The organism is Psychrobacter sp. Ps2 (assembly GCF_022129405.1).
GTDB lineage: Bacteria > Pseudomonadota > Gammaproteobacteria > Pseudomonadales > Moraxellaceae > Psychrobacter.
This window is the reverse complement of record NZ_JADQAM010000042.1, coordinates 1-24,749: the sequence shown is the minus strand read 5'-3', so window position 1 is coordinate 24,749 and position 24,749 is coordinate 1. Positions and strand designations below refer to the sequence as shown.

Annotated in this window: 14 protein-coding genes, 3 pseudogenes and 1 riboswitch; of the genes and pseudogenes, 8 read left to right on the top strand and 9 right to left on the bottom strand. The window is 40.5% G+C overall.

Features of this window, described 5'->3' with window-relative positions; all coding sequences use genetic code 11:
• Positions 1-130: 130 nt before the first annotated feature.
• Together I3254_RS04405 and I3254_RS04400 are read left to right on the top strand one after the other, a co-directional pair.
• A complete protein-coding gene (locus I3254_RS04405; RefSeq protein ID WP_238051605.1) occupies positions 131-4,876 on the top strand; it encodes an ATP-binding protein in 4,746 nt (1,581 codons plus the stop codon).
• Positions 4,869-5,735, top strand: a complete 867-nt coding sequence (locus tag I3254_RS04400; protein ID WP_238051604.1) for a hypothetical protein — start codon at positions 4,869-4,871, stop codon at positions 5,733-5,735. Before I3254_RS04405 ends, I3254_RS04400 begins: the two co-directional genes overlap by 8 nt.
• A 685-nt stretch (positions 5,736-6,420) precedes the next feature.
• Here I3254_RS04400 and I3254_RS04395 read toward each other — a convergent pair.
• From I3254_RS04395 to I3254_RS04370, 6 genes are all read right to left on the bottom strand, one after another.
• Entirely contained in the window at positions 6,421-6,996 is a 576-nt protein-coding gene (locus I3254_RS04395; protein WP_238051603.1) for a manganese efflux pump MntP family protein, read from the bottom strand.
• A 7-nt stretch (positions 6,997-7,003) separates the two neighbouring features.
• A riboswitch (yybP-ykoY riboswitch) is annotated at positions 7,004-7,171 on the bottom strand.
• A gap of 192 nt (positions 7,172-7,363) precedes the next feature.
• Positions 7,364-9,757: a TonB-dependent receptor gene (locus I3254_RS04390; RefSeq protein WP_238051602.1), complete on the bottom strand. Its 2,394-nt coding sequence runs from the start codon at positions 9,755-9,757 to the stop codon at positions 7,364-7,366.
• Positions 9,758-10,396: 639 nt separating this feature from the next.
• On the bottom strand, positions 10,397-11,881 hold the full coding sequence (locus I3254_RS04385) for an MFS transporter (RefSeq protein WP_238051601.1): 1,485 nt from the start codon (positions 11,879-11,881) through the stop codon (positions 10,397-10,399).
• Between the two features lie 207 nt (positions 11,882-12,088).
• Entirely contained in the window at positions 12,089-14,284 is a 2,196-nt protein-coding gene (gene fhuB, locus I3254_RS04380) for a Fe(3+)-hydroxamate ABC transporter permease FhuB (RefSeq protein ID WP_238051600.1), read from the bottom strand.
• A complete protein-coding gene (locus I3254_RS04375; protein ID WP_238051597.1) occupies positions 14,281-15,192 on the bottom strand; it encodes an ABC transporter substrate-binding protein in 912 nt (303 codons plus the stop codon). Before I3254_RS04375 ends, fhuB begins: the two co-directional genes overlap by 4 nt.
• 113 nt (positions 15,193-15,305) lie before the next feature.
• On the bottom strand, positions 15,306-16,070 hold the full coding sequence (locus tag I3254_RS04370; protein ID WP_238051595.1) for an ABC transporter ATP-binding protein: 765 nt from the start codon (positions 16,068-16,070) through the stop codon (positions 15,306-15,308).
• A 193-nt stretch (positions 16,071-16,263) separates the two neighbouring features.
• Here I3254_RS04370 and I3254_RS04365 point away from each other — a divergent pair, with 193 nt between their 5' ends.
• Together I3254_RS04365 and I3254_RS04360 are read left to right on the top strand one after the other, a co-directional pair.
• The gene (locus I3254_RS04365; RefSeq protein ID WP_238051593.1) at positions 16,264-17,559 is read left to right on the top strand and encodes a siderophore-interacting protein; all 1,296 of its coding nucleotides are present in this window, start codon (positions 16,264-16,266) and stop codon (positions 17,557-17,559) included.
• A 262-nt stretch (positions 17,560-17,821) separates the two neighbouring features.
• A pseudogene (locus I3254_RS04360) lies at positions 17,822-18,738 on the top strand (haloalkane dehalogenase).
• A gap of 116 nt (positions 18,739-18,854) precedes the next feature.
• On the opposite strand, the gene I3254_RS04355 reads toward I3254_RS04360, so the two are convergent.
• The 3 genes from I3254_RS04355 to I3254_RS04345 all read right to left on the bottom strand — a co-directional run bounded on the left by I3254_RS04355 (position 18,855) and on the right by I3254_RS04345 (position 21,578).
• On the bottom strand, positions 18,855-19,439 hold the full coding sequence (locus I3254_RS04355) for a TetR/AcrR family transcriptional regulator (RefSeq protein WP_238051592.1): 585 nt from the start codon (positions 19,437-19,439) through the stop codon (positions 18,855-18,857).
• 117 nt (positions 19,440-19,556) lie between these two features.
• On the bottom strand, positions 19,557-20,711 hold the full coding sequence (gene tnpB, locus I3254_RS04350; protein ID WP_269117501.1) for an IS200/IS605 family element RNA-guided endonuclease TnpB: 1,155 nt from the start codon (positions 20,709-20,711) through the stop codon (positions 19,557-19,559).
• 186 nt (positions 20,712-20,897) lie between these two features.
• Entirely contained in the window at positions 20,898-21,578 is a 681-nt protein-coding gene (locus tag I3254_RS04345) for a glutathione S-transferase N-terminal domain-containing protein (protein ID WP_238051580.1), read from the bottom strand.
• A 595-nt stretch (positions 21,579-22,173) separates the two neighbouring features.
• On the opposite strand from I3254_RS04345, the gene I3254_RS04340 reads away from it, so the two are divergent.
• From I3254_RS04340 to I3254_RS04325, 4 genes and pseudogenes are all read left to right on the top strand, one after another.
• Positions 22,174-22,728, top strand: coding sequence for a carboxymuconolactone decarboxylase family protein (locus I3254_RS04340; RefSeq protein ID WP_179799683.1), 555 nt, complete (start codon positions 22,174-22,176; stop codon positions 22,726-22,728).
• A gap of 111 nt (positions 22,729-22,839) precedes the next feature.
• Positions 22,840-23,493 carry a DsbA family oxidoreductase gene (locus I3254_RS04335; protein ID WP_238051578.1) on the top strand — a complete coding sequence of 218 codons (654 nt, stop codon included), beginning with the start codon at positions 22,840-22,842 and terminating at the stop codon, positions 23,491-23,493.
• Positions 23,494-23,563: 70 nt separating this feature from the next.
• Positions 23,564-24,451, top strand: a pseudogene (gene yghU, locus I3254_RS04330) (glutathione-dependent disulfide-bond oxidoreductase).
• A gap of 207 nt (positions 24,452-24,658) precedes the next feature.
• Positions 24,659-24,749, top strand: a pseudogene (locus tag I3254_RS04325) (IS1595 family transposase); the annotation flags it as partial.

Genomic DNA, 24,749 nt, shown 5'->3' with positions numbered 1-24,749 from the left:
ATATGTCTGCATGTTTTAGGGCGTCAGCAACTTATATTTTAATATTTTTAAGAGTCTAACCGTCTAAGTTTTATTTACTAGAACACAGACAAGCTCAGTCATCAACATATTTTTTATAAGGAAATAAATCTTGAGTTTGAATAGTGCTCATGAAGGCTACGACTATCAAGACTTACTTACCAGTTATTTTATATTAAAAGAAATACTGGAAGGTCATTTTACAAGTGTATTTACCATTGATAAAAAAAACACTTCAGCAGGTGTGCTTGATAAGTTCGACGATTTAGTTATCACGAATGGTACAGAAATACAGCGTAAGCAAATAAAATATAGTAATGACTCTACTGATAAAACGTTAGTAAAGGATGATCTTGCTAATGATAGTGGCTATGGGTTAGCTATTTATAAGTTGTTTGAAGCATGGAACGACCTTAGAACACCTAAAACAGAGTTCAGGTTATGCCTAGCGTGGAACGCACCTATCAATGAAGACATTAGACGTGTTTTAACTATTCAGAATAATAGTTCTTCATTTAATGATTACCCTACCAAATTATTTAAAATAAATTTAGATAATATTTGGGAAACTAACCCTGAAAACTTCAATCGTTGGAATAGCTTTGGTAAGTATATTAAAGAAAAATCGGTAGATCGAAACCTTTTTCAAAACTTTTGTGACGAGTTAGTCATCGAGTTAGAGCTACCAAAAGCTAGCTTAGACTTTACTAATCCTAGTTATTTGGAAAAAATACTTATAGAACAAGCGAAGAAGCTAGGAATAGAACAGTATCCCAACGATGATATATACGTTATCGACTTTCTGGTAAGACTTGCCAAGTTAGTAGGAGATTATAGAAGTAAGTCAAAGGAGGTTTCCGTACAAGATATACTTAGTGACTTAAGATTAAGAACTGACTATGGAGCAATTGAACAAAAGTTCAAAATAGATACTTCTAAAAATATAGTGATATCAAGTAAATATCAAGAATTCTTAGGCCAGATAATAGATAGCCATAAAAGCTTATTGATTGGTGAACCCGGTGCTGGAAAGTCATGGTTTTTAACTAACTTTATCACATACCTAGAAACCAATGACAGTCAGGTCATCCGTCATTACTGCTTTACTAGCACAGAAGATGATTTATACGAAGATAGAATCACATCAAACGTATTTTTCGGAAATCTAATTAGTAGTATAGTAGGTTACTTTCCCGAATTAATAATGGAAAAGACAAGTTTACTAACGGCTGATCTTGATGAGTTGAACCTGCTACTAGGAAAAATAGACACGCCATTAGTTATTATCATAGATGGATTAGACCATGTTGAAAGAGTATTAAATAATTCAGCTTCACTTTCACAAGACAAGACTAGAATTATTAACTATATATCTCAAATTGTATTACCTTCCAACGTTTCAATAATCTTAGGTTCTCAGCCTGTAAATGAAGTTCAAATCTTAATAGAGGATTACAGCTTTACAAGGATAGACCTACCTTGCTGGGATGAAGACGATACTAAGCTACTAATGGAAAGGTTTAGTGTCGATGATATCAAACTAGAAGAACAGTATTTATCGATACTGCTCACTCAAAAGAGCCAAGGTAACCCCCTTTATCTAACTTACATTCTCAAATCTATCACTAACCAACCGAGTATTTCAATAGAGACTTTAGATAGCTTACCCCCCTACGATTTCAACTTACAAAGCTATTATGAATATTTATCTAACCAACTTGAAAACAATACAACCTCTGGGATTCTAGCCTGTCTAGAATTTGCCGTTACTAGAACTGAACTAAAAGAAATCGCACCTTTCACATACATTGTAGATCAAGATTTAAAAGTGTTAAATCCTGTCATTTCTGAGAATACCGCCAGAGGTGGTATTAGTCTGTATCATGATAGTTTTAGAAGATTCAATATTGAAACTCTATCTTCAGTTACCGATTTAAGTGATTTCTACCAATTCATTATTGTGTGGCTCGAAAAACAAGGCTTTTATAATAATGGGAAATCTTATCGGTATTTATTAAATTATTACATAAGGTCTGATAGGCACAAAGATGTATTAGAATACACAAATAATGACTTTCTAGCCGATAGCCTTTATCACGGTCATCCAGAAAGAGTTATAAAAAACAATTTCAAAAATTTTTTGAGAGTAGCGGAGGCTTTGCAAGACTGGTCACTTTTTATTTATTTAAGTGAGTTGAATCGGACGATCTCCACAACTAATACTGAAGAGCATCACAGCCAGTTTTTAGAGAATTTTGAGCTTTATTTTGAAGCTATTTGCTTGATTTATGGTACAGAAAGAGCCAACTCACTGTTGTTTTTTAATGATGAAAAGAACTTCGATGATGAATTGACCGCTAAAGCTTTTACTATTCTACAGAAAAATGGGTATACCCCTAGATGGCAAGAAGTAAGCTCTATAATAACTAGACCAATCAAACAAGAGCATTTTAAATATTACACTTACAGTCTAATAGGCTCTGAAAAGCTAGAAGATGTTTTCATTTCTGTAGCTAAGCATGAAAATAAAGAATTTCTAGACGAGTTTATAGTTGCACTCATAGCAATAGATCAAATAGATACTATTTTAGAGCTTTATCAGTCTATTACTAGCGATAAAGATGAGCAGGTTGCCAGAAGAATTAATTATCTATTAGAGGTACGTAGTTTTCCACAAAGACTTGGTTTAGAAAATGCCGCTAATGTCCAGCCTTTTGATAATCAACCTTTGAGTATAGATTTCATTGAGGATCATATTAATAGCGTTGACTTAAATGAATTTTATGTCAATGTCAGTCAATATGCTAAGAATGATATAGAAGCGCTAATAGAGTTTGAAAAAACTATTCCTTCGCTTAACTTTTTCTACAATTGGTTAAAGTATTTTATTAATATATTTATTATTGAGCATACTGTTCTAAAGGAAGATCAAGAAAGAGAAATTGTCGCTAATCTTAGCTTCTTGGCAAGCGATGTAGATCATTTTAAAGGTACTCCTAGAGCTCTGCACTTGGATCATTATATTCATGAATTACTAGTCCGAACTATTAGAAAATCCTTGCAACATATAGAGTCAAAAAGTTACTGGAAAGAAGTTATTGAGGACATAGTAAGACTCCCGTTTCCAGCATTGGCAATAGTAGAAAGAGATTTTATTAATGAAGATAATATACCTTTCATTATCGAAGCCTATGATAGATTTGGTGAGTCAACAGATTCGGATTACTACGAGTATGTCGAGAATTATTTCAAAAAATCAATTTACTACGCTAAGTCAGAGAAATTAAAAGAAGCTAAAGGAGAATTGAAGAAAGCTACCGAGTATACAACTAAATACACCTCCCGAAAAGATACTACGCTATCAGAATTAATCGATCCCCTCACTGCTATTAACAGAATTGACCCAAACGTAGCTTTAAAGTATGTCAAAAAACTAAAATACTTAAACGATGCAGTAATGAAACATACAGAGGATGGGAAGGGTATTAGGTGGCTAGTCATAGCTTGGTTTAAAGAACTATTAAACATCGATTATCTTTTAGCTGTAGAGTACCTTATAGACCAACTAATTGAAGAGCCGTATTTTTGGAAACTTGACTACATGTTTGTAGAGGTTTTAAAGACTGATAGAGGTATCAGTCCTTTAATACTGAACTTTTTATACAAATTATTGCCTACTGATAATAGAGATGAATATTTAAGTGGGTTTTTAGATATTATCTCGTCTATTAAAGATATTGATACGAGTTTAGCTAAATCGTCTCTGATTAACTTGCTAAGTAGAGACTGGAATAATAGTTATAACACTTTAGAAGCCCAAACTGAAATAAGGTTCAAATCTATAGTAAATAATTTTGGCTTAATATATAACGTAAATAACGGAAAATCTCGAGATACCAATGCCTACTCAATGGATTTTAATAATGATTTAATAGAATTCCTGAATAAAAAGCTAGGTATTAATGATTCTGTTATGCATAAATCATTAGAAAAAATAATAGAGTTTTATGATAAAAAGAGCTATTTGTCTGATAGCGACTTGAATTGTATCTACTTTTATCTTGAAGAGCACAATGATGATAATACTGTAAGAAATTTGGTTCTAAATCTGATTAAAAAAAGGAGTCCTAGGGAAGCAAGCAAATACTATGAAAAAATATTTTCATTAATTGATCGATTGAATTTGGATAATCTATTAAAAGTTATTCTGTTTGTTAACAATTTTGCTTACTCAACAGGTGGATGGCTTCAAAGATTTATTAATAAAGAATCCTTCAAAAAAGCAGTGGAAATAGACTTGGATCTAACTCTTAAAGAGCTTTCTCATTTGATATCTTCAATATACCCAACAAATGATTATATGGCAGATTCAACTTCAAACCTCATCATTGCTTTTGAATACGCAGATATAGATAGTGAAACAATTATAAATATGTACGAAAGAGCCTACAGCTTTATTGAAAGCAGACTACCTGACACAAGTGATTTCCGATGGGAAGATGTAGAAGACACTTTATTATCTGATATGAGTCAAGATGAGTTAGCCGTTGTGCTGATGCTAAGTAAAACCAAGCATCAAGATGCTTATATTCAAAGAACAATACTGGAAGCCATTAGTTATTTAATTGACTACGATAAAACGCTTTTAGTTAAACCGTTGAAGTGGTTACTTGCAAATACTGAAAGATTTTATGCTTTATCCATTGCTAGTATATTAGAGCTTTTATGGATTGAAAAAGAAAGTTGTCATCAGATTTTGGTAAGTATAAAGCCTGAATTACTTCAAACCTTAACTCTAGATAATTTATATATCAAGAATACAGTTACTGCTTTACTAGGAAATATGGATAATGGATAATTATTGTTTATCAATACTAGAGTCTAGTACGCACTATAAGTATCTCGAAGATATTGGTATTGAGACTGATATAATCAAAAGCACTATTCTCTCAGAGTTCAATAGAAGTACATTTGATATTTTCATTAATCGCTCCGAGCAGAGACTCTCACCAAATATATATATCGAAAACCTTGTTTTTACCGAAGTCTGTAAATATCTTAATGAACATTACGCAGATTCCTTTGTTTTTGAAGATAACGGTAAGCTCGATATCAAAAGTATTATTGCTCACTCTAAATCTCTAATTCAACGTCCAAGCCTACTAACACCATCTGAAAGTAATATCGGATTTAAAGAGCCAGAAAATCTTGATGGCTCTATAAGGATAGCTAGGTTTGAACAACAATTAGCAAAAAGAGATTATAATGCTAATGACTCAAAACGAGGAGATGTTTTATTTGAAGGCTTACTCCCGATAGTAATGCAAATCAATCCTCTATATTGTCAACATACTTCGGACAATATTTGGAATAATACATTCTGCTTAGGCGAGCCAAGAATTCAAGGTCTATATCCTAATCTGCATAGTATAGAAGCTCCCAACATTCTGTGGCTGGATAGTGAGTTATTACAGATGCTTGGTTTGACCTTAGACACTTATAAGCATGGCTTAAGAGCTTTAGACTGCAATCAAGAACCCGTATTGATTTATAGACAATGGAGAGAAGAACTTATTGGTAACGGTGCATCATTTGTGGGCACTGATGCTAATATCGCAAGATTGGAAGGATGTGATTTAATATTGAGAGAAGACTACTATCAAAAATTAAAAAACATCCTTCCCAATGTAGTGTTTTACACTTTTCTTCTTAATTAACGATAAAACTGAAATATTTTATTTAAATTACTTTCTTACGCAATCTTAACTTAGAAAATATGCATGCACACATGTATGGTCAAGCCTTAATGTTAAACCCATATATAAAGTAAGGGGAATCCCGCCAAGTTATCAGATTCTATATTCTATAGTCACTTGTACTTGAAATTATTAATAATAATTACAAACAATAACAATATTAGTAGAGGCATCAATATCTGTCGGGTAGTGTAAAAAACATAAAATCAATGTTGGTATATTGGTTGGTATAATATATTTCTTAATACATAATAACTTTTAATATCAATAACTTAAACATATAGTTCGGTTGATACTGGGCCCACCATATTTGAGTTTTAATAAAAAAGACCTTCAAGAGATTGGAGGTCTTTTTTATTGTCTACTGTTTTTTTAGTAAATAACAACCATGTTTATAAGCATAGATATAGGCACTTTATTCAAGCCTCTTCGCTGACCACGGATAATCATTGATAGTTTTGTAGTGCTGTGTTTTTCAGACCTCTTGCGAGCCGCTATAGCGTAATGTGCTAGTTTTGGACCCAAAAAGCCTAACTATTAATATAGATAGGCTTTTCTTAGATAAACAAGTGCCTTGCCTCTACAAGTTAGTAATAAATTTATACACGTAATGACCATCTATTCGTAGTAGACAGTTTTTATATCATCATTGAAGATGGCTTAATAAAATCCATGCACCGATGGCAATGAGCATCACACCACCAAATACTTCAGCTCTATGACCGATTAGGGAGCCCAATACCTTTCCTAACATCACCCCTAGCGTGACCATTACTGTAGTGGCCAAGCCAATAAGACCTGCCGCCAGTAAAATATTGACCTTTACAAATGCTAGGCTCACACCGACAGCCATGGCATCGATGCTGGTACCAAATGCAGTCAAAGCAAGTTTGAAAAAAGAATGTCTCGATAGCACTTCTGCCGTTTCATCACTTGGCTTCAGTCCCTCATACAGCATGTGCAGACCGAGCGTAAAAAGTATGACAAACGCGACCCAATGATCCCATGCCTCAATAAAAGACGCATCTATAAAGGATGTGGCAGAGTGACCAATTAACCAACCAATAATCGGCGTGATCGCTTCAATGGTGCCAAAAATAACACCCATTCTGAAGGCTTCGGTAAAACGAGGGTTTTTAAGAATTGCTCCTTTACTGATTGCCACAGAAAAGGCATCAGTAGACATAGAAAGCGCAAGTAATAGAAGTGCGATAGGATTCATGTGATTTTCTCTGGTCGAGTATAGAGTCCACGACATAGCCACACCCCCGACCTGCAGTGTAGATATATCGATGGTCTCGCCAACCGAGAGGTGTTCGCACCATGGCATGTGGCCAAGTATGTTGATACGAACGCTTTCGCAGTACGAAAGCAGGCTACTCCCCAAAGAGAGGTTAGATTAGCATTGATACGCTATAAGTCAATCATAAAATGCCAAAAAATAATTTTTTGCACCTCATCAAATATAGAATGGAAAACGTTGACAAATACTTTTGGAGCAGATGAATACTTTAGAGAGTTATGAACATTAAAAAACCCTTCACGCTAACTTTTCATAGCCTGAAGGGTTTTTTAATGTGTTGCGCTTTTTAGTAATCGACGGTATAGCTTAGGCCATAAGTCGTGCCTGATGCAGGTAAACGGTTCAGATCGCCATACGTGGTTTGATGATAGACTGTTAAATAGTCTTTATTGAGCAAGTTATAAACCCCATAACCTACTCGGCCTACTGGCATCTCTACTTGTCCCAACACATCAAGGGTCATATAACCAGTGACAGGTAAGGCACTAGAGTCAGGGTCTTTTTGTTGGTCTTTAAAGGCTTTATCATCACCGCCGATTGCTAATGCTTGCAGACGTATGTTACTGCCTTCATCGAAGTTATACTGAGCAAATGCAGTACCTTTTAACGGTGTTAGACGTACTGCATCGAGCTCTAGCCAATCGCCATCTTTGTCATACTGACCACGGGTATAGGCCACACTGCCGCCTACTTGCCATTTGTCACTGATATCATGACTGAGTGACCCTTCCACGCCATAGACGCGCTCATCGGTATCGACAACTTCTACGGTATAGCTGTCAGTAAAGCGCACCACTTTATCTGACTCATTATAAAAGCCACTCAAGCGTGCTGCTGTATCGCCATGTTTGCCTTGCCAGCCAAACTCGTAGTTATTGGTTGTAATCGGTTGTACGTTGTCTGAGTTAACCACGAAACCGGCACGTACATCACGTAGCGCCCGTTGGATATCGGCTGTCGTAAACCCTTGTGAAAAATTAGCAAATATTTGATCATTTGGGGTTAATTGATAGCTCGTGCCGAGATTGAACAAGGTTTTGTCGTGATCTGTGCTGCCTTTTTCTACGTCGCCTGCTTGATAGTCAATACCATAAGCTGCGCTTGTCCCACTGATAGCAGGGCTATTAAAATACTCTTCAAGCAGTTGCTCATAGATAGGCGTAAAGGCATCAGTCTCAGATTTTAGCTTTTGGTAACGCACACCAGCGCTAGTATGCCACTTGTCGGTTAGATCTACATCTGCATTGACAAAAGCACCCCATTTATCGATAGTGGTATCTGGTCCACCATTGTAGGTAAGCCCATTGGTTTGGGCGCTTAAACCATTGCTAGCAAGGAACGTATTTAGGTCTTGACCATAGTAAGTTTGCTCACTGTTTTCGCGCTCGAAATCAGCACCATAGCTAAGTAGAGTCTTTTTGCCTGCGACTTCCTTCTCGGTTTGCATGGCGGCACGTAAGCCCATTACTTCGATGTCAGCTTCTGACTGAGTGACGACGACAGCCCCGCCCAATAATTCTTCTAGCGTACTCTTATCGGTAAGACCATTAGCTACCCAGACTTTGCCCGCTTGTTTAGGGAAATCTTTACCAGAAGGATAAAAACGGCCTTTCTCATCTCTATAATAGCCTGTCAAGCTTAAGCTAGACCCTGAGCCTACAAAGTCATCATCGCTATAGCTTAAATTTACTGAGCTTTTTTCGGTATATGGCTCATTTTCTACGTTGGCACCATCAATGGCTTTTAAAGACGGTGGTGCATCCTTAGGTTTTAACAAAACCTGTAAATTATCACCATAATCCGGGCCATAGTCGGTGTTTTGCTCATCTTTATAGTAAGTCACTGCAAGATCAAGACGTTGGCTGTCAGTGAGCTCTACACCCAAGCTACCATTTACACTTAGCGATTCGGTATCTTGCTGGTCAGTTTGGTTGGCATCTGGGCTGATTCGATTGCCTTTGCTATCAAACTTGCCGCCTTTATTATCATAATCAACATCTAATCGACCATACACTCGCTCGCCGCCATATCCTAAGGTTTGTCCTACATGATAACCCAATGAGTCTGACTCAAAACCACGACTGCTACTGACACCGACTCTAGTCTGTCTGATAGGGCCATAACCTACCAAAGATTTGGTCACAAGGTTAATCAGGCCACCTGCTGCACCAGCACCGTAAATACTGGTGGCACCTGAGAGTACCTCTACCCGCTCAAGCTGCGCAGGATCGATACTATTTAGCTCGCGTGAAAGACTGCGTGAGCTGCTTAAAGGCACACCATTCAACAAGAACTGTACAGGACGTCCGTGCATGGTCGTACCATAGTTACTGGTAGAACCACTACTGGCACCCAAACTCGGTATCAACTGTGCCAAGATATCACCAGTAGTACGGTCACCCGTTGCCTGCATCTGAATCTCATTTTCAGTAATTACTTGAGTAACTGCTGGCATCTCACTAATTTTCTGTGCCAGCGCCGTGCCCGTTCTAGCTTTAGCAGTGACATTGATAGTGTCTAAAGTCACATTAGGTGTATCGTTAGACACAGTACTTGAAGCCAGTTCCGCTGAATCCTGCGCATCTAATGAAACGTCTACTGCATTGTCGGTTTGTGCATATAATTGCTGACTAATACAGAGGGTAAGAACAGATAGAGCAACTTGATGATGGCTTTTCATAATTTTTTCACTTAGGTTATTTCACTTAGTTGGATAAATAAACAGTGATATGAGTAATATTTAGCTAATAATACTGTGTGTACTAACTTTGTGAAGAGCATTGTAAATGATAATCGTTTTTATTTCCATATGTATCTATATCTTGTTAGTAGCGTTTATTTGTGTTGTTTTCGCAGGTATAGTTGGCTATTTAATCTTTGATAATTTCATTAGTCATTGAATAATTTATCTAGCTCACTGTTATGATAGGCCTTAAAGAAGCGTTGGAGTTCCATCTCATCCTCTCTATACTTATTTTGACGACCTGATAATAGCTGCTATGCTACATCACAGATAATATAAATACACCATCACTATCCATAATGGCAATATCGCCTGAACGAATAATCGCTATCTGCTCACCGAAGCGATAGCAAATATTGGGTGCTAGCGTGCCTTGTGTTTAGTTACTCTTGCACATAGTCACAGCGCTGATACTCTGCATAAATACAGGGAAACCCAACTTACTTTTATCCAGTGGGTGAAAAGGACAATTGATTAATGATGCCCACTGTTCTGCGGCGATTAATGCCTAGTGCCAAAAATCAATGATATTTCCGTCTTGATAAGTTAAAGTAAACCCCGATAGGGGGTATTCGTTTATGGGGATCGTGGTAATTTGCAGGCAGAAGGAAGTGTGAACAATAGCATCACCGCGATGACCACCAGTATTTCTTGGATCGCGCTTGCCATGCCGTCACTACTACCTGCTGCTAATAACTGCGCACTTCGACTGCCTATATAAAGGGTGGACAGCGTGATAAATATAGTAGAGATGATACGGCGACTGATGTTATTAAGGGCGGCTCCCTCAGTGACCGCGTCTTTGGGTAAGCTGCTAAAACCAACGGTAGTGGTCGGCAGATACGCCAAACCTACCCCAATACCTCGCACACTCATAATTAGCATTAATAGCCAAAGCGTAGGCTGATACAAGCACCATGCCAGCATCAAAGTAGACAGCGCACTAATCGCAATTCCTACGATGCCAATCCCTCGGGCACCTTGCTTATCTACCATCTTGCCAGCGTAATGCGTGGTGATACTGGCCACGAGCGTCGCTACCATCAGGACAATACCTGTCCATAAGGCACTCTCACCCATTACATCTTGGATTAACACGGGCAATAGCAAGAGACACAGCATCAAACCGACTGTTTGGCTAATGCTAATGATATTACTGTGCAAATAGGTTTTATTGTTAAACAAGCGTACGTTTAATAATGGATGTTTCTGCCGCCGCTCATATGCCCACCAAGCCATCGCGGACAGTAAAAATCCGACAGACAATAAACCCAACGTGGCTATCTTTAATAACCCGTCGCTGCTGAATAATCCACCAGTGAAGTCTATCTTCAGCGTGCTCAGCCAAACCATCATGGTCAATAGCCAAATGAGTAAGCTGATAAACCCGATGATATCGAAAGGGCTTTTTTCATCATGTGAGCGTATGTCAGGTATCAATCGCCACACCATCGCCATGACCGCCGCACTGAGTGGTAAGGTAATGGCAAACAGTGTCCACCACGCAAACTGCTCAACCAAATAAGCACCGACCAAAGGGCCAAACGCCAACGACATCATAATAACGATGCCCCATAGCGCCATTACTCTGCCGTGCTGTTTCTGCGGATAAATCTGATATAGCATACCAATAGACAGCGGGATAATCAGACCGCCACTCAGTCCTTGTATGGCTCTGGCAATGATGACAAAGCTCATGCTAGACGCCAGCATGCCAATGACTGAGCCCAGCATAAATCCAAAAATTGCCGCCAAATAAACATGCTTAAACGGAAACTTTTTGTTTAAGTAGCCACTCAGCATTAGCCCTACACTCATGGCCAAGACATAAGCATTTAACACCCAGCCCCCCATCACGATATCGACATCAAACGCCGACATAAAGACAGGAATCGCTGGATTGAGCGCACTATTACTAAAGCTGACCACCGTACCGCCGAGCAGTAGTGTCAGTAACACCTGCTGTACCTGTTTGTCGGTAAAGCCATTACCACTACTATTCGAGGCTTCGTTTATAGGCGACTCATTGGTAGATGCCTTATTTATAGGGGCGTTGCTCATTAAGCAGTGGCACCATAAAATTGAGTGATGGTCAGCATGACTTGCTCCTAGTTATTATTTTGCTAGCCTGCCGAGCACGTCATCCAATCTCGCTGAAACTTAGCATCATTATTCTTATCAAAATACTGATCAAATAAGGTTAGATAAGCCTCTGCTGAATGAAGTCAAAATTGTCGGCTATTCAAATTCAATGCTTGCAGACATGAGCTACCTTTTTGCTGAGGCTGGTACCTTACGAATGAGCCATAAGAAATACCCACCACCGATAATGGCAGCAATCGTACCAGCTGGCAGCTCATAAGGGAAAATAACATAACGGCCAATCCAATCCGCTATCACCATTACCCCTGCCCCTAAAAGTGCAGCTAGTGGCAATTGTCGTTCAAGCTTCACAGCTCCCAGTGAAGTAGCCAAATGCGGCACCATCAAACCAATAAAGCTCAATGGGCCAACGGCAAGCGTGCTGGCCGTACTAAGTGCTGCTACTAATGCCAATAACGACAAAGTCACTGGCGTAACCGCCACACCCAAATTACGCGCCACACCTGTACCTAGCCCAAGAACTCGCAAAGGCTTAATCAGCAATAGACTGAGTACAAATAAGATAGCGGCAATGCCAATGAGATACCATACTGTACTAGGCTGAGCGCTATAAGTCGTCCCTGAAAGCCAGCTGAGCATCGCTTCTAGACGCGGATCTCCTGAGAGCTTGACCATATGCATCACCCCATCCATCATGGCGGCAATGCCTATACCTACCAATAATAAATAACCTGAGCTGACCCTGCGTGCTAGCCAAATAATCAATAGCAGCACGGCCATCGCCCCTGACAGTCCTGAAACCAGCAACGTTCCTGCTCCTGCAGATAGTCCTAAACTTGGTAATAATAAAAACCCTAAAATAACCCCAAGTGCCGCGCCTGAACTGACCCCCAGCACCTCAGGACTGGCCATGGGGTTACGCGTTAAAGTTTGCAGTAGCACACCGGCGACCGCCAACATCAAGCCTGTGGCCGCAGCGCTCAAACTGCGAGGTAAGCGGTACTGCTGCGTAAGCGCCCAGTCCGTACTTAACCCCCAACCATTGATATCTTGTACAAATAAACAGGCAAACATGATAATAGCGAGCACGCCAACGCCCCATCGCCAAAAGGCAATGGATGTATGCTTACCTGCAAGCATCGGTGTCACTGTCTCTATCCGCTCGCGACGCTGACGCAAAATCAGCCAAATAATTAACGGTGCACCCAAGATACCTGTCATGGCACCAGCTGGAATCTGCATATCAAGTATTGGCTCAAGCAATAACGCGACATTGCTAGTCAATAATAACAGCAGTGCTCCTAAACCAAAGGCAATGGCTAAACGCTTACCAATAGCGGAAATACCCAGCGCATTGACCAAACTTGCCGCACCAAGACCAATAAAACCAATTAAGCCAACCTCACTAATCACTAAAGCGGTCACAACGGCTACCACCAATACAACAAGTGCGCGAATCCCATTAATAGGTACACCCAAACGTTTTGCCTGCGTGTCATCTAGACTCATCAGCGTTAATGGTTTTAGTAATGGTAGACATACGACCGCCATCAAAATAGCAGTGATAACTAACGCGATACTGGTATGCCAGCTGTTTTGTGCCAAAAACCCAGCCGCCCACGACAGCATGCCATTACTACGCTCAGCAAAAAACAACACCAGTACATTGGCTACTGCGGCCAGCAAAATATTGACCACCAAACCGGCCAATATTAAAATCAATGGATTAAATCGACTGGGTGATGATAAGGCAAATACCAGACCCATACTAATGATAGCTCCTACAAAGGCTACATAAAGTCCGCCATAAATAGCCAAGCTTGGCAAAAATAACGTGACAATAAGCATGGCCAACTGTGCACCCACGCCCACACCTAGCGTCGTATCTGATGCTAGTGGGTTTTTTACCAATTGCTGTAATAAAATACTGACCACGCCTAATAGCCCGCCAGCCAACAACGCCACTACGCTGGTTGCCACTATATGTAGCTGTGTCGCCATACTGGCAATATCTAATTGCGAGCTTGGTATCAACAAATCACGAAGTGGGGGCGTCCACTGCTGATCTATCAGTACCCAACTACTCCATAACGACAAAGCCGCTAGTCCGATGAGCATGGCCCACAGTCGCCAAGACAAATTGGCAAATAAAGAAGTCTGTGGTTTGGGTTGGTTCGGTGGCTGATTCAGTGGTGATGATGACTGTTTCAATGATTGCGAAGATGATAACGTTGATGAGGGTTTTGGAACTATTGCTGCTTGAGAGGCTGATGTCATCGTATGAGCACTGTCGTTATGAGAACTGTCGGTGTGGTTATTGATATTATTGTTTTTGTTGTGAGTGTCTACATTGGCGCTCATAGTACTTCCCCGCCTTTTAATGAAACTTCTGACAAGTTATTTGCTAGGCTAACCAATGATGACATCCCACCATAAATCCATACTGGTGGTAGCTCGCCCACACAGCGGGTATTACCATAACCCAGGCGCTGCCAAATTAAGCTGTCATCAATTTCAGCTCTAGTAATTGGGCTTAGTGGATCGATAATTAATAGACAAGTCTCATCATCTAGTTGCGCCAAATCTCCCATTCGTATTGGCACAAACCCCCACTGATTGCCCTTGCCCAATACCACAAGCTCTCTGTCCATCTGCTCTAACGCAGGCTGAAATAAGCTGTTTGCCACATACATACGCATGTTATTAGCATCCGCAAACTGTACCACTGCGAATTTCTTGGCTTTTGGATAACGCTCCTTGAATTGCTGACTGGCCAGCTGTATGTCTTTCTGACTTTGTACAATATAGTCTTCAGCCATCTTCGGGTTATCGATCAGTACGCCAAGCTCCCGCGTCGGTTCGGTATAGTCAGCCCACGTTGCCGTCTCTCCTTTGGCAGCAAACATCACAGACTCCGCAGGGACATCGCCGTATAAGTTGCGTGCATGCTCATAAAAATAATTATCTATGACCATATCGACAGGCAGTTGAGCGATTAGCTCAGCGTTGGGCTGATAGCGGATGCCTAAGTCTGTGATCGACGTTGGTAGTTTGGGGCTTCCCACCCATCTGTCCCAAACCCTGACATCACCTGTCGCAATTGGTGCATGCCCCATCGCTGTTAAAGTCGCTGCATTACCCCAGTCAGGAGACACGATATTCATCCTATCGCTATGACTGTTTTCTACTTCTGAGGTAGTGGATGTCTGACTATTACAGGCGGTCAATACCAAACACAATGCGAGGGCGAACCATTTCAGTGATGTCATTACTGATACTGACGTAACTATTGGATGTTTTGATAATTTATCTGTATAAAAAACGGGAGGCATAGAAGCGTATCTTTGTAGGCGAATTAAAAAGAAGGAGCAAAAACCAAACGTTAGGCGACTGCGACAGGCTGTCCAGTAATAGGATGACTGAGTAGCTGCATATCGACATTAAAGATATCGTGTAGCACGGTAGGTTGCATGGTACTGGCGATATCGCCGTTGTGACATATTTGGCCATTTTTCAGCGCGATGACTCGATCGGCATATTGCGCAGCCAAATTAATATCATGAATAATAATTACCACGCTTAATCCTTGTTCATCCACCAAACGACGAATGAGCTGAATGACCTCGATTTGATAATGCATATCAAGCGCAGCAAGTGGCTCATCGAGCAATAGGTAACGGGTATCTTGTGCCAGACACATCGCGAGCCACGCACGAGCGCGCTCACCACCTGATAGCGTGGCAGTAATTCGATCAGCAAACGCTTCAGTTTGAGTCACTTTTAATGCTTGCGCGACTTTGTCTTTATCCATTTGAGTTGGCTTTTGTAGCCATTTTTGATGGGGATAGCGCCCTAGCATGACTAGCTCACGCACTGTGAATCCAGCAGCTTCTGGCAATTGCTGCGGCAGATATGCCATTTGCCGCGCTAACTCCTTACTGGCGTAGTCATTGATACTGTGCTCATCTAAAGTGACATTGCCGCTACTACTTGCCATCTCACCCGCTAGCGCTTTGATCAAGGTCGATTTGCCAGACCCATTATGCCCAACCAGAGCCACCAGTTGATTGGTATCAATCTCACAAGTCACGTTGTCTAATAGAGTATTTCCTTGACGGCTGATAGTCAGCTGGTTTGCACGTAGCATATAAGCACTCATTGTTGATAAAAATAATATGTCATAAAAATGATGGTTCATCGGCCATCGGTTGTAGACCAATTTTTGACGATCAAACCACAATAAAAATTGATTTTACTCGTAAATGATAACAAAAACAATTATCATTAACTATAAAATCATTCACTTTAATTTCAACGCTCTGTTGATTGCGAGTATTTATATGACCAACCTTCTTTTAGCTACTACAGAAAACACTGATAACCAAAACAGCCAATACACCTCTCTAAACGATCCTGAAATAGCAAGTGTGGTCGCTCATATTAATGAAGAGCACCTCGACGAACTGCTTGGATTTTTGAGTGCATTTACCTCATTATCTACCGCCGAATCGGATCTGGTCGATGCCCAAATAACTGATATTTATGCTGAAGGTATTGCCATACAGACTTGTCCAAAAGGCGTAGAGAATCAATCAACTGACGCTCAAAATACCTCGCTTCATAACCAGACTTTCTTTATCGCTTTTGCCGCCCCTATCTCCCAGCTTGATGACTTGCAAGCCCAATATATCTTGCTAAAACAAAGAGCAGATAAAAAGCTAGGCAAAAAAACAATCAAACTGACCAAGCAAGTATTTGATGTACAAAGTAGTTATAGAGCCAGCAAAAATATGCTGCGCCTTGAATTGAGCATGCCGTCATTAAATAGTGATACGCCATTAAATAATACCGCTCAGTTAAGTAATGCTAAGGGCGCAAAAAACTCGACGTCAGTACCTACCAACGAAGCGGGTTACGCTTACTTGTTTGATTTAGAGCACAATGCAATGACCGATGCATTAATGAATGACAGCACTGATGGCTATAAAGCTGGTGACTATAAAACTAATGGTAGCGATAAGGAGAACATACGCCCTGCTCGTCCTCACTGCTATTACACTTTAAGAAAAGCATGGCAAGCTGATGATGAGATACGAGCATGGATCGATGTTTTTTTGCATGGGGATACGCCGGGGGGCAACTGGGCAGCAGCACTCCAAGCAGGCGAGACCGTCGTCACAAAACGAGAGTTTCCAGAAAAGGTAGAGCACTTACGAGACGGTCAAGCGGTACTGATTGTCGATGAGACCTCGATACCAACGGCAGCACGACTGCTAGAGCTATGGAACAACCCTACGCCACCATTAGTCATTTGTGTGACGCAAGATGCAGGCGATCAAAGCTATTTTGATACGGTAAAAATGCGCAGTGGCCTTGATTGCGAAACTGAAAGCCGCAAGGATGATCATTTTACCGTATTGCCTATAGTAACCAATCAACCAAACTCAGGAGCAGAGTTAGCCACGCTAATCGACAGAGAGTTAGGCGACTATTTGACTAATAACCCTCTACAGATTGATAAAGTCTGGGGAGCACTAGAAGCGAATACTGCCAAAGCATTGCGCCCGTTGCTGAAAGACCGACTCGATCTTAGTCGTACCGATGTCGTGGTAAAGGTCTACTGGCGTCACGATTAGTTTAGCCTTATAAAATGAAACTCAAAATCTATCCTATATATAGTGGATGCTACTGGCGCATCCACTATTAATGTTTGCAGCAACGAATGCATGTAGGGTATAGTTTTCATTTTGAACGTTTAATCAACATAGTATATCGGCAGATAGTTTTATCGCTAGGATTACCAGTGATAGTCGAGTAGCACTTAGAGATTCACTTCTAATAGAATGTCTAACACCTGTGCCAGAATGCACTGTTATTTTTCTAACCCAAGGATGATGTATGAAAAAACTTAGGACACCTGACTCGTGTTTTGCTAACTTGCAAGATTACGATTTTAAACCGAACTATTTGATGGTTGATGATACAGAAGGTGGTGAGCTACGCGTACACTACCTTGATGAAGGTCCAAGCGACGCTGATCCTATCTTGTTATTACATGGTGAGCCTTCTTGGTCTTACCTGTACCGCAAAGTCATTCCAATACTAACAGCAGCAGGACACCGCGTTATTGCGCCAGACCTTCCTGGGTTTGGACGTTCAGACAAACCTGCATCACGTACTGACTACACTATCAGCGCCATGTCGATTGGATGCAATCGGTGCTTGATCAATTAGATTTAAAAAATATCACACTGTTTTGTCAAGATTGGGGCGGTTTAATCGGTCTACGTTTAGTAGCAGCGCATCCTGACAAATTCGATCGCGTCGCAGCAGGCAACACGATGCTACCGACTGGGGATCATGATCCTGGCGAAGGTTTTCGCAAGTGGCAGAAGTTCTCTCAGGAAACGCCGCAGTTCAATGTAGCAGGCACCATCAAAAGCGGTACCACAACGACGTTATCACAAGCCGTACTGGATGCTTACGATGCACCCTTCCCTGATGAGTATTATAAAGAAGGCGCCAGACAGTTTCCTATCCTGGTGCCTACGACACCCGATGACCCTGCTTCAGAAAACAACCGTGCAGCTTGGGTCGTGCTAAGCAAATGGAGCAAACCATTCATCACATTGTTTAGTGATTCCGACCCCGTAACTGGTGGCGGTGATCGCATCATGCAAAAGCTAATTCCTGGTACCAAAGACCAAAATCATACGACTATTACTAATGGCGGTCATTTTCTGCAAGAAGACCAAGGCGAAACGTTGGCTGAGCTTCTGCTGAAGTTCATCAATGACAATCCGAAAGCACAGTAATAGATAACAAAAACCCTGACTGCTAATGTACTAGCAATCAGGGTTTTTAGTAATGCCGTGATAATTGGTCAACGACATGATCACATGCTAAAAAATCTGCTTTTTATACAACCTTGCTATACGATATTTTTGAAAATATCATCGATATATTTTTCTACTGCATCATTGTCATTAGTGACTTGCGCATAAGTCCTGAGACCTATAATTTGAATTTGGAAATAACGCGCCAGCTCAACTGGATCTTTTTCTGCGCTAATTTCACCGCTATCAATGGCTTGTCCAAAGAGCACGGCAAACGATGCCTCTATACCTTCCAATATATTCGTTGCATGTGCGAGCAAATCTGGACTATCGTTTTGAGTAAGCTCAGCGACTGTCTTGACGATCATGCACATACCGCTAGGCGCAGTAGTACTATTACAGACAATCACCGTATGGATAAAATGTTTTAAGCCATCTAACACTGTGTCTTTTTGCTCAATACAGTCGGCCAATCTCTTGGCACCATCTGCGGCATAGCGATTCAGTGACTCTGTAAATAGTTTATCTTTACTACCAAAAGCTGCATAAATACTACCTGGATGCATATTTACCACATCTTGCAAATTGCGCATTGATGTCGCGTGATAGCCTTTCTCCCAATAGAGATTTTTTGCTTTTTCGATCACATCCTCACGATTGAACTTTATCGGAGCACTCATAATTTTCACCTTAATATCTTTGCCATGAACTATCCACTACCTTGCTTATAGGTAGAGGTTTCTTAGGTAACGCTTTTACTTAATACGCTATTCTGTATCAGCGGTTAAGCGAATTTACTAAGCTAACCCTATCGCACCGACAGTTTTTGATTGTTTAACCAATATCAATCCTTGATTTAAGATATTGATGCTGGCATTGATGTCTCGATCATGGGTCTGCAGACACCTTGGGCAGTCCCATAATCTATCGCTGAGTTTAAGGTCATCTTTGCCAAGGACATAATCACAGCCTGAGCATGTTTTAGATGACGGGTACCATTGGTCTATTCTCACAAGCGCTTTGTCATACCATTCTGCTTTATAAGCAAGCATAATTGTAAAGACTGACCATGAACTATCGTTAATAGCTTTGGCAAGCTTTCTGTTTTTAACCATCCCTTTAATGTTCAAGTCCTCTATAGCAATGACATCGTGGTTTTTGATGATATTGAATGAGAGTTTATGTAGAAAATCAAGACGCTGGTTGGTTATTTTTTCGTAAATCTTCGCGACTTTAGCTTTTTGCTTTTGATAATTACGACTGTCTGACAGCTTACGCTGCTGAGCTTTAGCAACCTCTCTACGTTTGGCTAAAATCTTTTGCTCACGCGCAAGCTTGTCTTTCAGCTTCGATAGAAACCTAGGATTAGCAACTTTAGTACTGTCTGATAAGACAATAAAGTTGGTCAATCCTAAATCAATGCCTATATTAGAATAAGTCTTTGGTAGCGGCTCCACTACTGTTTCAACCAATAGGCTGACAAAGTACTTACCAGATGGAGTTCCGCTGATAGTGGCACTTTTAATAAGCCCATTAATGCGGCGATGTACTTTTGCTTTGATATGACCAATTTTAGGGAGTTTGACACTGTTATATGTGAGTGCAACCGTCCCTTTTTGGTTGTTAGTGGTGTAGCTGTCTTTGATACCTTTTTTCTTGAATTTAGGGAAGCCTGTGCCTTGTTCGAAAAACTTTTTATAGGCGCTGCGAAGGTTCTGCTGCACGTTAGCTAACGCTAAGCTATCTACTTCTTTGAGCCATTCAAACTCTTTTTTATACTGAGCAGGGGTGTTGTTTAGAATCGTTTTATTTGCTTTATAATGATTAACCTTATCAGACAACATCTTATTCCAAATAAAGCGGGTACATCCAAATGATTTAGCAAAGAATACTTGCTGTTCGTCATTTGGATATAATCTCACTTTATAAGCTTTTAAGATTTGTTTGGGCATAAGGTATGATAACATCTTAAGCTATACTAAAAAATAATGATATACTCATCCCTCTACTTTAAAGGTAGAGGAATTCTGCACATAGTCATTAAAATCTATTTTAAGGCAAAGTTTGTAGAATCAACCTTAGTTACTGGTTTTAATCACTTTTTATATTATAAGGCTTATTGACCGCCTTTGCTTCGATTAACTGTTTTTATCAAAGTTTTGTGGATAAAGTGCGCGTGCTGCAACATCATCAAAGTCAGTCTTAAAATCAATACCTTTAGGGATATCGCGGGCTTTTTGTACCGCAGGACGGGCATCAATATTTGCAAACCAACGCTTTAGATTAGGATAATTATCCAATCCTGCATCACCTAGTACGACCGCTGCCTTATCAATCCAGCCCCAAGTAGAAATATCAGCGATTGTATAGCTATCACCAACCATATATTCACGACCTTCTAGGTGCGTATCTAGCACTTCATAATGACGCTCGGCCTCACGAAGGTAGCGATTAATCGCATATGGGATTTTCTCTGGCGCTTTATGTCTAAAGTGAACAGACTGACCAGAAAAAGGTCCCAGTCCAGATGCCACAAACATAAGCCAAGACAGCATCTCACTACGATCTTCTGGTTGTCCTGCCAACTTGCCTGTTTTTTCAGAAAGATACATCAAGATAGCCGTAGAATCAAACACGCGTTTGCCATCATCTTCTAGCGCAGGTGTTTTACCGTTTGGGTTGATAGCACGGTACTCAGGTGTATGCTGCTCACCTTTTAGCGTATCTACTGCCACAAGCTCATAAGGTAGCCCAGTTTCTTCAAGAAACAATGCTACTTTCATTGGGTTTGGCGTTTGATGAAAATAAAATTTAAGCATAACTTTATCCTATTATATGAAGACAGTCGTCTAATGACTATAAAAGCTGACAACTATAAAAATTGTAATGAGATAACAAAAACAAGCATCTGATTTGAAGCACATTTTTATTGTCTGACATACACTATAGACGCAAATGAACGGTCGTTCAAGTAATGTTATACATTGATATAACAAACATCATATCAATACTATTTTCTCTACATGCGATGGATAAAGTCGATCAGCTTCATTTCGATAAGTCTTGTTCGTATCATCAGAAGAACTAAAGCTAAAAAATATTTTTTACCGTTATTTTCTCTTACTACTTACACAGTGTTACCTTCTTAAGATACTGATATTAATAGAGTAGTATGAATTACGCAGAGAAATGTAATTGAGCCATTACAATTTAATTGAACGATTACTCAAATAATTATTGAGCGATTGCTCAATAATTATTTATAGTGGTCTCTATTGAATCGCTTACTAAGCAAAATCGTCAATTTTGAGTAACCATTCAAAATAATGATTGATAACAAATCAACGATTACTTTTAGGCTATTTCAAAACCCTAAAACAAGTTAAGTTTAAACCGACTACTAGGAATTATATTATGACCGAATTTACACTACACGATAAAGACAGCGCGCCAGCAGACAGCAAAGCATTGCTTGATACCTCTATCAAGGCTTTTGGTATGGTTCCAAATCTACATGCTGTTATGGCTGAAGCACCAGGATTACTAGAAGGCTACCAACGTCTTCATGAACTATTCTTGAACAGCAGCTTTGATGATGAAGAAACCACTGTCGTATGGCAAACTATCAACGTCGAGCACGCCTGCCATTATTGCGTTCCTGCTCACACTGGTATCGCCAAAAGCATGAAGGTAGATGATGCTATCACTGATGCACTACGTGATGAGACGCCACTACCAACCGCACGTCTAGAAGCGCTACGCGACTTTACACTTTCTGTTGTACGTGGTCGTGGTAATGTGGATGATAGCGCAGTCCAAGCATTCTTGGACGCAGGTTACACCAAGCGTCAAATCCTAGAAATTATTCTAGGTGCAGCTCAAAAAGTCATGAGCAACTACACGAACCACTTGGCTGATACACCTGTAGACAAACCATTCCAAAAGTTTGAGTGGCATAAAGCTGGTTAATAGCAGCACTAGCCTAGCGCTGACACCGTCCATTTGATGTTTTCATACTGTTGTTCGAAACATCTTCGGGCAGCAGTTTTTCATTTTAATTCATCGCTAATGAGAGATCCTATGGAACAGGTAAAAAAACCCTTACAAATAGACATCGTGTCAGACATTGTATGCCCTTGGTGCGCTATCGGTTATAGTCAATTGGCCGAGGCATTAAAACAAACCAACACGCCGCATGAGATTCATTGGCATCCATTTGAACTAAATCCTAATACGCCGCACGGAGGACGAAACTATCGTGAGCATATTATGGAGAAGTACGGTACAACTGCTGAGGACGTTAAAGAGAGCCGAGCTAGAATGACAGCAGCAGGTGCAGAAGCTGGATTTAATTTTCAGTTTACCGATGATTTTCGTACTTACAATACTTTTAATGCGCATCAGTTACTGCATTGGGCTGATCAGCAAGGACGTATGCACGACCTAAAACAAGCATTGTTCGTTGCACATTTCGTCGATAATAAAAATGTGGCTGATAGTACCGTACTGGCAGATGTCGCAGCAGATATCGGACTAGATCGTACCGAAGCACTCGCCGTTATCGCAGATCAACGCTTTGCCAATGTGATGCGTGAAGCCGTACAGCATTCAAAGCAGCAAGGTGTTCAAAGCGTACCATCGGTTATCTTTAATGGTCGTCATCTGGTGAGCGGCGCACAAGGTGTAGAAAACTACAAAAACATCTTAAAGCAACTAGCAGACATGCCAGAATAAAAACAATAAACTGGATCTGATTTACCAATTACACCCTACTGAGCACAGTATATAAAAAGGTATCATCATTATGTCAAACTCTAATCATTACGAGCCACCCAGCGTCTGGACATGGGATGCAGAAAGCGGTGGTAAGTGGGCAAGTGTCAACCGCCCTATCGCTGGCCCAACACATGAAGCGGATCTACCTCGCGGCAAACATCCGTTACAGATCTACTCAATGGGCACCCCTAATGGCCAAAAAGTCACCATTATGGTTGAAGAGTTATTGGCATTAGGTGTGACAGACGCTGAGTACGACGCGCACCTTATTCAAATTGGTGAAGGCGGACAGTTCTCATCAGGTTTCGTTGAGCTAAATCCAAACTCAAAAATCCCTGTACTTTTGGATACAGAGACTGGTAGCCGTGTGTTTGAGAGTAGCGCCATTTTATTCTATCTTGCTGAAAAATTCGGAAAACTACTGCCTAAAGATGCAGCAGCACGCACTGAAGTCATGAATTGGCTCTTCTGGTTACAAGGCTCTGCCCCTTACTTAGGCGGCGGTTTTGGACATTTCTACTTTTATGCGCCAGAAAAGTTTGAGTACCCTATCAATCGATTCACGATGAAAGTAAAACGTCAATTAGATGTACTAGAACGTGAGCTTGCAGAAAATCGCTATCTAGGTGGCGATGAGTATACGATTGCAGATATCGCCACTTGGCCTTGGTATGGCAACTTAATACTAGGCGAAGCATATAATGCAGGAGAGTTCCTACAAGTTGAGAGCTATCCAAATGTACGCCGCTGAGCAACTGAGATTTTAGAGCGTCCTGCTGTGCAACGTGGTCGCAAGGTAAACCGCACTTGGGGTGAACCTGCTGAGCAATTACACGAACGTCATGATGCGTCAGATTTTGAGTTAAAAACTCAAGATAAAGTAGACGCTCAGACAACTGAAGAAGCAAAAAAATAGACGCTTTGTCTATGACTTACTAGCTTACTTAAGTAGTCTTATTAATTGATTTTAAAGGTAATGTTAACTTTTCCTGTTACTACTTGGGACGACTGTAAACATCCAATACTTTTGCACTTAAGACTGCTGATGTAAGGCTGTTAAATACCAACTAACCATAAAAATATTAGGGGCTGTAGTAGATAAGCACTATGCTAGACTACTTTTATGAAGATAACCCGTTGTAAACTAAGTAAAAAAGTACAGCGAAGGCTGTTAGAGTTTTTTACGGCTGAAGTGACTGCTAGAACAGCCGCGG